This is a genomic window from Actinoplanes sp. NPDC026623, assembly GCF_040638275.1.
Taxonomy (GTDB): Bacteria; Actinomycetota; Actinomycetes; order Mycobacteriales; family Micromonosporaceae; genus Actinoplanes.
This window is the reverse complement of record NZ_JBEZXZ010000274.1, coordinates 1-9508: the sequence shown is the minus strand read 5'-3', so window position 1 is coordinate 9508 and position 9508 is coordinate 1. Positions and strand designations below refer to the sequence as shown.

The window sequence follows — 9508 nt, the reverse complement described above, 5'->3', positions numbered from 1 at the left end:
GCCCGGCAGCGGCTGGGCCTGCCGGTCCAGCACCCGCTCGCCGAGGTGGCCGAAGGGCGGGTGGCCCAGGTCGTGCGCCATGTCGCCGCGCACCAGCGCGATCCTGGCGGGCAGGCCCAGCTCGCGGATCGCGGCGACCAGGCCGGGCGGGTTGACGCCGCCGGCGTTGGCGACGATGCGGACGCCGCGGTCCAGGGCCAGCCGCAGGCAGTCGCGCAGCTGGGCGAGGAACGTCCGGGCGTAGCCGGCCGCGGGGTCGGCCATCCGGTCCCGGGCGAGGATGAGCATGGTCAGCTCGGCGAGGTAGTCGCCGGTGAGCACGTCGAGATCGCCGCCCTCGAGCATCTCGCGCATCGCCGAGAGGCGATCACCGTAGAACCCGGAGCAGTTGCCGACGCGCAGCGTCTCGGCGTTCGGGGTCGGGTTCATGCCACGTGACACTGGCACAGCCGGGAAAAACAAGCAAGCATGCTTGTTTCTGCGGTGTGCCGTCGCTACGGTCGGCGTATGCGGCTCACCGAGGAACACCGTGCCTTCGCCGAAAGCATCCGCCGGTTCGTCGACACCGAGGTCAACCCGCATGTCGACGAGTGGGAGGCGGCCGGGCGGGCGCCGCTGCACGACCTGTTCCCCAAGGCCGCGGCCCTCGGCCTGCTCGGCCTGGAGTACGACGCGGCCTACGGCGGCGAGGGCGCCGACCACAGCTTCCAGATGGTCGCCGCGCAGGAGTACGGGCGGATCCACGCGACCGGCGTCGGGATGGCCCTCGGCGTGCAGGCGATGATGGCGACGCCCTCGCTGCACGAGTTCGGGTCGGCCGAGCTGAAGGAGCGCTACCTCAGGCCCGCCGTCGCCGGCACCGCGGTCACCGCCATCGCCGTCACCGAGCCGGACATCGGCTCCGACGTCTCCCGGCTGCGCACCCGCGCCGTGCGCGACGGCGACGACTGGGTGATCACCGGCCGCAAGATCTACATCACGAACGGCACGCAGGCCGACTGGATCTGCCTGCTCGCGCGCACCTCCGACGAGGGCGGCTACCGGGGGATGTCGCAGATCGTCGTGCCCACCGCCCTGCCCGGCTTCAGCGTCGCGCGCACCTTCGACAAGCTCGGCAACCGCTGCTCCGACACCGCCGAACTGGTCCTGGACGCGGTGCGCGTGCCGGTCGCCAACACCATCGGCGAGGCCGGGCGCGGCTTCCAGCAGCAGATGCGCCAGTTCGTCACCGAGCGGATGTTCGCCGCCTACACCACCGTCGGCCAGTGCCAGTACGCCCTCGACCGCACCCGGAAGTTCATCCACGAGCGCACCGTCTTCGGCCGCCCGCTCGCCGACCGGCAGTACGTCGCCTTCCGCCTCACCGAGCTGCAGGCCGAGGTGGAGCTGCTTCGCAGCCACAACCTGATCACCTGCGAGGCGCTGATGGCCGGCGAGGACATCACCCGCCTGGCCACGGTGGCGAAGCTCAAGGCGGGCCGGCTGATCCGCGAGGTGGCCGACCGGTGCCTGCAGTTCCACGGCGGCATGGGCTATCTCGAGGAGACCTGGACCGCCCGCCTGCTGCGCGACACCCGGCTCACCTCGATCGGCGCGGGCGCCGACGAGGTGATGCTCCAGGTCCTCGCCCGCCTCGACGGGCTACCGGCCTAGACGGCGCCGCCGGCCGGAGCGTGTGTTAATTACACCGATATTCATCCTTTCAGGGTAAGTCGTGATGATCTGTGTAATTATCTGTCGGTTACCTTGTGCGTGCACACATCGGGGAGCGGCGCGGCCTGCCTGCCGGTCGGCGCACGCAGGCACATTTCAGGAGACAGACATGCACTCCCGCTTCGTTTCGACCCTCGCCGCAGTCGGCGTCGCCCTCGCCGCCGGCCTCCTGTACGCCACGCCGGCGTCCGCGTCGGTCAGGTTCGACCCCGACCGGGGCACCGGCTTCGTCGGCGGGGGCGACGTGCGGACGCCCTTCCGCTGGAGCGGCGCGATGCTGCAGTCGCGCGCGGCCGGCGTCACCTTCAGTCACAGCCGGTCGATCGAGGACACCTACACGGTCGTCTGCGGCTGGGACACCGCGCCGAGGGGCACCCGCGAGCATCTGACCATCGTGGTGACCCACATCAGGGAGAGCTCGGTGCTCAACCTGGGCTCGTCCGTCGCGTACGACGCGGCCACCGCCACCGCCGCCGATCCGAAGGGCCGGGTCGTCGGCTTCAAGCTCACCGGGGCGGTCAGCGGGGTCTCCGGCACGTCCGTCGGCCCCACGGTGGGTGCGCCCTGCCCGGACGGCCGGTCCTACGGCGGGGCCAAGACCATCGACAGGGTACGGCTGAAGTCGACCGCCACGATCTCGGCGCTGACCGCCTGGTACCGCAGCGTGTCCCACGATCTCCTGGTGACCCGGGGCTGAGCGGCGCGCCGCGGTCTCGGGTAGGCGAACTGCCGGGTGCGCGGCGGGATCATCCGCGAGGGGTGAAGCGGCGCCGCGGCGCCCTCGGGTCGATCGGGCGGTGCCGTCCTGATCTCGTCCGCCGGGGATGACGTGGCGCGGCCCGGTGCGGCCGACACTGACGGAAACCCGGACGGGTCGATGATGCTGGCCGCCCACCGAACCTCGGCGTGGGCGAGACGAGAGGCGGGGCGATGTCACGCACGGGTTCCTGGAGGCGCCGGTCGGGCCTGCTCGCGGCGCTCATGCTGGTGCTGGCGGCCCCCGCATGCGATTCCGCGGGCGAGTCCGAAAGCACCGCCACGCCGCAGGTGGTCACCAGCAGCGTGGCGGCGGCGCCCAGCCCGGACGCGTCGGTGGCGGCCGTCTGCGCGGCCCGCGACAGGCTCGGGTCCTCGGTGGCGGCCCTGCGCGGGCTCGACCTGGCGACGGCGGGCGCCGCCGGGGTGATGACCGCGGCGCAGCAGGTGCATCAGGACCTGGACGCCGTCAGCGCGGCCGGGTCCGCCGCGTACCAGCCCGCGATCGCCGCGCTGCGCGCGTCGCTCGCCGAGCTGTCGAAGACGGTGTCGGGGCTGACCGACCGGGAGAGCGTCAAGGCGGCGAGGCCCGACCTGATCGCGCAGGTGGCGGCCGTCTCGGCGAGCTGGGCCGCGCTGCGCCGCCAGCTGGACCAGCGCTGCGGCTGATCATCGTTCCCGGCCCGGCGCCGCCGCGCCGTTGCGCACCCGCCGGTGGTCCGCGGTGACGGCCACGGCCACGGACGCCACGAGCGCGGCCGCGCCGGCCACCCACAGCAGCGGGAGCCAGGTCTGGAGTTCCGCGAAGGTCACGATGGTCAGGTGCAGCCGGGCCAGGGCCATCATGACCAGCGCCAGCGGCAGGAAGGTGCTCAGGAGGCTGATGCGGCTGTATCCGAACCGGACGAACAGCGGAAACTGGATCGCGACGTTGACGACGAACACGGCCCAGGACAGCGTCAGCACCGTCAGCAGCGTCCGGCCACCGAGCGGCGCGGACTGGATCCGCGCGAGGAGCAGAGTCAGCGCCGTGCCCACCGCGGCGGTGGCGACGAAACTCGCCACGGCCCAGGCGTAGTGCCCGTAGATCACCGTGCGGCGACGCAGCGGCAGCATGGCGTACAGGGTCTCCAGGCCGGCCTTGTCGGCGATCAGGAACGGATGGGCGGCGACCTGCGAGGTGAGCAGCAGGACGAGCGCCGGCACGAACACGACGGGGTTGTGGGTGAGGAAGAGGAGACACACTCCGAACACCGCGAGGCCCTGGTAGCGGTGCGGGGCGACGGTGCGCAGGTCCAGCATGGCCATGCGGGCGACGGCGATCATGACGCGCCTCCGGTGGACAACGAGGACGCGTGCCGTGCCGGGTCGCCTTCGACGCCGGGATCCGGTTCCCGCCGGGGAGCGCGAGCTCCGACGTGGACGGCGATCTCCTCGAGGGTTGGCGCCTCGACGAGGACGTCCCCGCCGAGCAGTGCGGCCTCCTCGGTGCGTACGAGTGCCTGCGAACCGGCCGGGGTCCGGCGGGCGCCGATCAGCTGGACGCCGACGAGCCCGCGCAGGTCGTCCGGCCCGGCCCGGACGATCCGGTAGGCGTCCAGGATCTCGTCCTTGGTGCCGGTCCGGACGATGCGACCCTCGTGGAGCAGCGTCACGTAGTCGCCGATGCGGTCGAGGTCGGAGGTGATGTGGGTGGAGAACAGGACGCTGTGCCCCTCGTCGACCAGAAAGTCGCCGATGATGCCGACGAGTTCGTCGCGGGTGACCGGGTCGAGGCCGCTGGACGGCTCGTCGAAGACGAGCAGCCGGGCCTGGTGTGACAGCGCCACGGCGATCATGAGCTTCATCGCCATGCCCCGGGACAGGTCCTTGACCCGTGCCCGCGGGTCGAGGCCGAACTCGCCGAGCAGCCGGCGGTAGCCCGCGGCGTCCCAGCGGTCGTAGAACGGGCGCAGTGTCCGCTCGACCTCGGTCAGCCGCCAGTCGCCCACCAGGCAGGTGTGGTCGAGCACCACGCCGACGTCCTGGCGCAGCTCGACCGGCCCGGGCACCCGGTGGCCGAGCAGTTCGATCTCGCCGGCGTCGATCCGGCGCATGCCGAGCAGGCAGCGGATCGTCGTCGTCTTGCCGGCGCCGTTGGCGCCGATCAGGCCCATGACGTAGCCCGTCGGCAGTTCGAAGGTCACGTCGCGCAATCGGAAGTTGCCGGCCACCGCGGTGCCGACACCGCGGAGGGCGAACGCGAGGTCGCTGCTCATTGGTGGAACCTCCTGCCTGAAGTCCGGTTCATCGGTGCGCCGTCACCGGACGGCGTCGTGCTGCTCGGCCTGAATCAGCCCGTCGAGGATTCCGATGAGCTCGTCGCGCCGGATCCCGGCCTGCCGGGCGGCGGTCAGGGCGGCCTGCAGCCCGTCCTCGATCTGGCGCAGGAGCTGCTCCCGCACGAGGGCCGAGTCCAGCGGCAGGACGTAGGCGCCCTTGCCGGGGACCGTGGCGATGAAGCCCTCGGCGGCCAGCTCCGCGTAGGCGCGGGTGGTGGTGATGATGCTGATCCGCAGGTCACGCGCGAGGGCGCGGACCGAGGGCAGGGCGCTGCCCTCGGCGAGCTCGCCGGTCAGGATGGCGGTGCCCAGCTGCTCCTTGATCTGCTGGTAGAGCGGCACGCCCGCGCTGTTGGACAACACCACCCGCATGGCACGCCTCCCGCCTCGATCTACTGTACATGCACAGTATATACAGTGAGTGCGGCGGTTGGGCAATCACCGGCACACGGATGCGACCCACGACGCCATACCTCTGTTCTCCCGGAACGGCGCCGGCACGATCCGGTCGGCGCCCGGCGGATCAGTCGCCAGGCGGCGGGAGGGCGACCCGGGCGGCGAGGAACCTCGGTGCCGTCTCGCGGTAGCTGTCGGTGATCAACTCGGCCACCTCGGTCCAGTCGGTGTGGTCGCCGAGGATCGCGACGGCGACGTTGCGGCCCCAGGGCGCGCGGAGGTACGGGAAGCCCGGGGCGGTCAGCCCGAGCAGGTCGTCGGCGGGCACGCGAAACGTCATCACGGTCGGTGCCTCGCCGGCGATCACATACCGGGCGTAGCCCGGATGCCGCTCGGGGTCCGGCGTGTAGACGTGGGCGACGGTCCGCGCGCGGATCCGCCAGCGGACGCCGATCCAGGCCGGTTCCTCGTAGGTTTCGGGCAGCCGCCGGCAGATCGGCCGCAGCCGGTCCAGGATCTCCGGCGGCACGTCTCCAGGGCCGGACATGGGCCGACCATATCGGTCGCCGTCCGGCGTCGCGCGCCGGTCGCCGCGTTGCGCCGTCAGCGGGTTCGGTCTACGAGGTCTCGCCGGCCGCCGCCGCGTCCGGTGGGGAAGGCGCCGGCTCGGGGGGCGCCGGTGCGGGCGCTTCGGGGGGCGGGGACGATCCTCCGGAGAGCAGCACGTTGATCCACTGGGTCGACGGGTCGATGTCGACAAGCAGCCCCTTGGCCAGCAGGCTCAGCGGGATGGCCAGCAGCGCGCCGAGCGGGCCCAGCACCCAGGCCCAGAAGACCAGGGACAGGAACGACACGGTCGACGACAGCCCCACCGCGTCCCCGACGATCTTGGGCTGGATCACCGACTGGATGACGAAGTTCACGACGCAGTAGAGGACGATGACCGCCATCATCTTGTCGACCCCGCCGTCCAGCAGCCCGAGCAGGGCGGGCGGCACCAGGCCGATGACGAAGCCGATGTTCGGGATGTAGTTGGTGATGAAGGCGAGCAGGCCCCACAGGACGGGCAGCGGGATGTCCAGCGCCCACAGCATCAGGGTGTCGACCACCGCCACGATCAGTCCGAACACCGTCGAGACCAGCAGATAGCTGCGGGTGCCCTGCGCGAAGGACCGCAGCGCCGTGACCACCTGCGGGCGCTGGTCCGCGGTCGACTGCAGCCGGGCGGGGAAGCTGACCGCGTCCAGGCACATGAACAGCAGCACGGCGAGCAGGAACACCGCGTTCGACAGGACGCTGGTGATGCCGCCGAACACCCAGCTCACCAGGTCCGCGATCGCGGTCGGGTCGGCCCGGTCCAGGACGCCGCCGAGCTGGGACTCGCTGATGCCGAGGTTGCTCAGGGCGGACGCCAGGTCGGCCTGCAGCGAGTCGAACTGGGCCTGATAGGTCGGCATCAGCTCGAGCAGCTTGGCGACGGAGACGACCATGGCGGTGCCGAGGCCGAACAGCACCACGTACACGACGGTCACGGTGGTCAGCATGGCCACCCAGACCGGTGCGCGGTGCCTGCGGAGCCAGACGCTGAGCGGGCTCACCGTGACGGTCAGCATCAGCGCCAGGAAGACCGGGGCGATCAGGTGGGCCACGCCCCGGAGGCCGGCGACCGTGATCACGATTCCCGCGATGCCGAGCAGGACGATAACCCCGCGTGGCAGGACGGCGGGCGGCGGGCCCGCGCCGGTCACGCGTCGCCCCGGGCGCGCGGGCACCGCTGGGAAACGACGTGGCTCACGGTCTGCTCCCTCTCGCGTGTGGGGCCGGCCGTGACACCGGCCCCGGCTGCCGTGGAATCAGGACTTGATCTCACGGCCGTGGACCGCGAGCGCGTAGATCACCAGGATGTCGAGGGCGATCACGATGGTGGACCAGACCGGATAGGCCGCGAGGAACAGCATGTTGGCGAGCGCGCTGAGCACGGCGATGACGATGCCGGTCACCCGGGCCCAGGTCTGCCCGCTCAGGACGCCGATGCCGGCCGCGACGGCGACCAGGCCGATGAGCAGGTGGGTCCAGCCCCAGGCGGTGAAGTCCATGGTGAGGACCAGGCCGCTGGAGGTGACCAGGAAGTACTCGTCGTTGAACAGGGCGACGAGCCCCTCGATGATCTGAAAACCGCCGAGCATCGTCAGCATGATGCCGCCGAAGATGACGAAGCCGACCCAGCCGGTGGCCGGGGGTTCGTCTGAAAGCAGGTTGGACGGGCTGGACGACCTGGATCGCTGGTCTGCGGCCATGCTGCACTCCTCGAACGGTCCGCGTGCCGGACCTTGGTCGTAATCCTGGCGCCCGCCCGGATCACCGCACGCCATCCCCGGCGAATGAACCGCCGGAGGGGCATCCGGCCGTTATCGGGCCCCGGGCCGTTGTTCATTCGCGCGGAATGAGGTCCGGGGCCGCCTTCTGTAGCTCACTGGGCGTACGCCGTGGTCGAACCTTGGAGAGGCAGGCAACGTGACGAACCGGGAACGCGCCGTCACCCCGGCCGCGGGGGATCCGCTGCGGGGCGACGAAACCCCCGGGGGCATCACCGGCTGGATCCCCGGCCTGCAGGTCATCGCGAACTACCGGCCCGCCTGGCTGCCGCGCGACGCCGTCGCCGGCATCGTCCTGACGACCCTGCTGGTGCCGCAGGGCATGGCGTACGCCGAACTGGCCGGGCTGCCGCCGATCACCGGGCTGTACACGTCGATCTTCTGCCTGCTCGCCTACGCCGTCTTCGGCCCGTCCCGGATCCTGGTCCTCGGGCCCGACTCGTCGCTGGGCCCGATGATCGCCGCGGTGCTCCTGACCGCCCTCGGCTCCGCCGCCGACCCGGCGCAGGCCGTGGCGCTCGGCTCGATGCTCGCGCTCATGGTCGGCGTGCTGCTGGTGGTGGCCGGCATCGCCAAGCTCGGCTTCCTCGCCGACCTGCTGTCGCGGCCCACCCAGATCGGCTACATGAACGGCCTGGCCCTGACCATCCTGATCGGTCAGCTGCCGAAGCTGTTCGGCTTCTCCGTCGACGGCGAGGGCCTGGTCGAGGAGACCATCGGCTTCGTCAAGGGCGTCGCCAACGGCGAGACCGTGCCCGCGGCGGTCACCATCGGGCTGCTCGGGCTGGCCCTGATCGTGCTGCTGCAGCGCTGGCTGCCCAAGGTGCCCGGGGTGCTCATCGCGGTCGTCGCCTCGATCGTGGCCGCCCAGGTCTTCAACGTGGCCGACCACGGCGTCGGGCTGGTCGGCGCGCTGCCGCAGGGCTTCCCGCCCCTGACGCTGCCGACCCTGTCCTGGTCCGACTTCGGCGTGCTCCTCGGCGGGGCGTTCGGCATCGCCCTGGTCTCGCTGACCGACACCATCTCCACCTCGTCGGCCTTCGCCGCGCGCAGCGGCCAGGAGGTCCGCGGCGACCAGGAGATGGTGGGCATCGGCGCGGCCAACGTGGCCGCCTCGTTCTTCCAGGGCTTCCCGGTCAGCACGAGCGGCTCGCGCACCGCGGTCGCCGAGCAGTCCGGCGCCCGTACGCAGGTGACCGGCGTGGTCGGAGCCGCAGCCATCGCGCTCATGCTGATCCTGGTGCCGGGCCTGCTGCGCAACCTGCCGCAGCCGATCCTGGGCGCGGTCGTGATCGCCGCCTCGATGTCGCTGGCCGACATCCCGGGCACGGTCCGGCTGTGGCGGCAGCGGCGGGTCGAGTTCAGCCTGTCGATCGCCGCGTTCCTCGGGGTGGCGCTGCTCGGCGTCCTGCCCGGCATCGGCATCGCGGTGGCCCTGTCGGCGCTGAACGTGTTCCGCCAGGCGTGGTGGCCGTACCAGGCGGTGCTGGGCCGGGCGGAGGGCGTCGCCGGCTACCACGACCTGCGGGATTACCCGCAGGCCGAGCACCTGCCCGGACTGGTGCTGTTCCGTTTCGACGCACCGCTGATCTTCGCGAACGTCCGGGTCTTCCGCGATCAGATCCGGCGGCTGGCCCGGACGGATCCGCCGCCGAAGTGGATCGTGATCGCCACGGAACCGATCACCGACGTCGACACCACCGCCGCCGACGTGCTGACCCAGCTGGACGAAGAGGTGAACGCCATGGGCATCTCGCTGGTGTTCGCCGAGATGAAGACGCCGGTCCGCACCAAGATCGAACGTTACGGGCTGACCCGGACGATAAACCCGGAGCACTTCTTCCACACCATCGAGGACGCGGTCGACGCCTACCGGGAGCAGACCGGCGTGGAGTGGACCGGCAGAACCTGACCGGGCAGGGCGGCGGCGGACCCGCCGGGTCCGCC

At 71.5% G+C, this 9508-nt stretch carries 11 protein-coding genes; 4 read left to right on the top strand and 7 right to left on the bottom strand.

Annotated elements, in window-relative coordinates:
• On the bottom strand, nucleotides 1–429 hold a 429-nt coding region (locus AB0F10_RS41690; protein WP_360638964.1), incomplete at its 3' end, for an acyclic terpene utilization AtuA family protein.
• A gap of 78 nt (nucleotides 430–507) precedes the next feature.
• On the opposite strand from AB0F10_RS41690, the gene AB0F10_RS41685 reads away from it, so the two are divergent.
• From AB0F10_RS41685 to AB0F10_RS41675, 3 genes are all read left to right on the top strand, one after another.
• Complete coding sequence (locus AB0F10_RS41685) at nucleotides 508–1653, top strand: acyl-CoA dehydrogenase family protein (protein ID WP_360638961.1); 1146 nt, start codon at nucleotides 508–510, stop codon at nucleotides 1651–1653.
• 169 nt (nucleotides 1654–1822) lie between these two features.
• A complete protein-coding gene (locus tag AB0F10_RS41680) occupies nucleotides 1823–2410 on the top strand; it encodes a hypothetical protein (protein ID WP_360638958.1) in 588 nt (195 codons plus the stop codon).
• Nucleotides 2411–2643: 233 nt separating this feature from the next.
• Nucleotides 2644–3138 (top strand): hypothetical protein, encoded by a 495-nt coding sequence (locus AB0F10_RS41675; RefSeq protein WP_360638956.1) that lies wholly within the window; start codon nucleotides 2644–2646, stop codon nucleotides 3136–3138.
• On the opposite strand, the gene AB0F10_RS41670 is transcribed toward AB0F10_RS41675, so the two are convergent.
• The 6 genes from AB0F10_RS41670 to AB0F10_RS41645 form a co-directional block, all read right to left on the bottom strand.
• Complete coding sequence (locus tag AB0F10_RS41670; protein ID WP_360638953.1) at nucleotides 3139–3795, bottom strand: ABC-2 transporter permease; 657 nt, start codon at nucleotides 3793–3795, stop codon at nucleotides 3139–3141. It lies immediately after the preceding gene.
• Complete coding sequence (locus tag AB0F10_RS41665) at nucleotides 3792–4727, bottom strand: ABC transporter ATP-binding protein (RefSeq protein WP_360638950.1); 936 nt, start codon at nucleotides 4725–4727, stop codon at nucleotides 3792–3794. The genes AB0F10_RS41670 and AB0F10_RS41665 overlap by 4 nt, the downstream gene beginning before the upstream one ends.
• A gap of 42 nt (nucleotides 4728–4769) precedes the next feature.
• Complete coding sequence (locus tag AB0F10_RS41660; protein ID WP_360638947.1) at nucleotides 4770–5162, bottom strand: GntR family transcriptional regulator; 393 nt, start codon at nucleotides 5160–5162, stop codon at nucleotides 4770–4772.
• Nucleotides 5163–5313: 151 nt separating this feature from the next.
• On the bottom strand, nucleotides 5314–5733 hold the full coding sequence (locus AB0F10_RS41655) for an MmcQ/YjbR family DNA-binding protein (protein WP_360638944.1): 420 nt from the start codon (nucleotides 5731–5733) through the stop codon (nucleotides 5314–5316).
• Nucleotides 5734–5803: 70 nt separating this feature from the next.
• A complete protein-coding gene (locus AB0F10_RS41650) occupies nucleotides 5804–6934 on the bottom strand; it encodes an AI-2E family transporter (RefSeq protein ID WP_360638941.1) in 1131 nt (376 codons plus the stop codon).
• A 105-nt stretch (nucleotides 6935–7039) separates the two neighbouring features.
• Complete coding sequence (locus AB0F10_RS41645; protein ID WP_360638938.1) at nucleotides 7040–7483, bottom strand: hypothetical protein; 444 nt, start codon at nucleotides 7481–7483, stop codon at nucleotides 7040–7042.
• A gap of 217 nt (nucleotides 7484–7700) precedes the next feature.
• Between AB0F10_RS41645 and sulP the strand changes: the two genes are divergently transcribed.
• Nucleotides 7701–9473 carry a sulfate permease gene (sulP, locus tag AB0F10_RS41640; protein ID WP_360638935.1) on the top strand — a complete coding sequence of 591 codons (1773 nt, stop codon included), beginning with the start codon at nucleotides 7701–7703 and terminating at the stop codon, nucleotides 9471–9473.
• Nucleotides 9474–9508 lie beyond the last annotated feature (35 nt).

Coding starts and splice junctions, on each gene's coding strand:
- AB0F10_RS41685 (WP_360638961.1), top strand. CDS start 508: ATGCGGCTCACCGAGGAACACCGTGCCTTCGCCGAAAGCATCCGCCGG.
- AB0F10_RS41680 (WP_360638958.1), top strand. CDS start 1,823: ATGCACTCCCGCTTCGTTTCGACCCTCGCCGCAGTCGGCGTCGCCCTC.
- AB0F10_RS41675 (WP_360638956.1), top strand. CDS start 2,644: ATGTCACGCACGGGTTCCTGGAGGCGCCGGTCGGGCCTGCTCGCGGCG.
- AB0F10_RS41670 (WP_360638953.1), bottom strand. CDS start 3,795: ATGATCGCCGTCGCCCGCATGGCCATGCTGGACCTGCGCACCGTCGCC.
- AB0F10_RS41665 (WP_360638950.1), bottom strand. CDS start 4,727: ATGAGCAGCGACCTCGCGTTCGCCCTCCGCGGTGTCGGCACCGCGGTG.
- AB0F10_RS41660 (WP_360638947.1), bottom strand. CDS start 5,162: ATGCGGGTGGTGTTGTCCAACAGCGCGGGCGTGCCGCTCTACCAGCAG.
- AB0F10_RS41655 (WP_360638944.1), bottom strand. CDS start 5,733: ATGTCCGGCCCTGGAGACGTGCCGCCGGAGATCCTGGACCGGCTGCGG.
- AB0F10_RS41645 (WP_360638938.1), bottom strand. CDS start 7,483: ATGGCCGCAGACCAGCGATCCAGGTCGTCCAGCCCGTCCAACCTGCTT.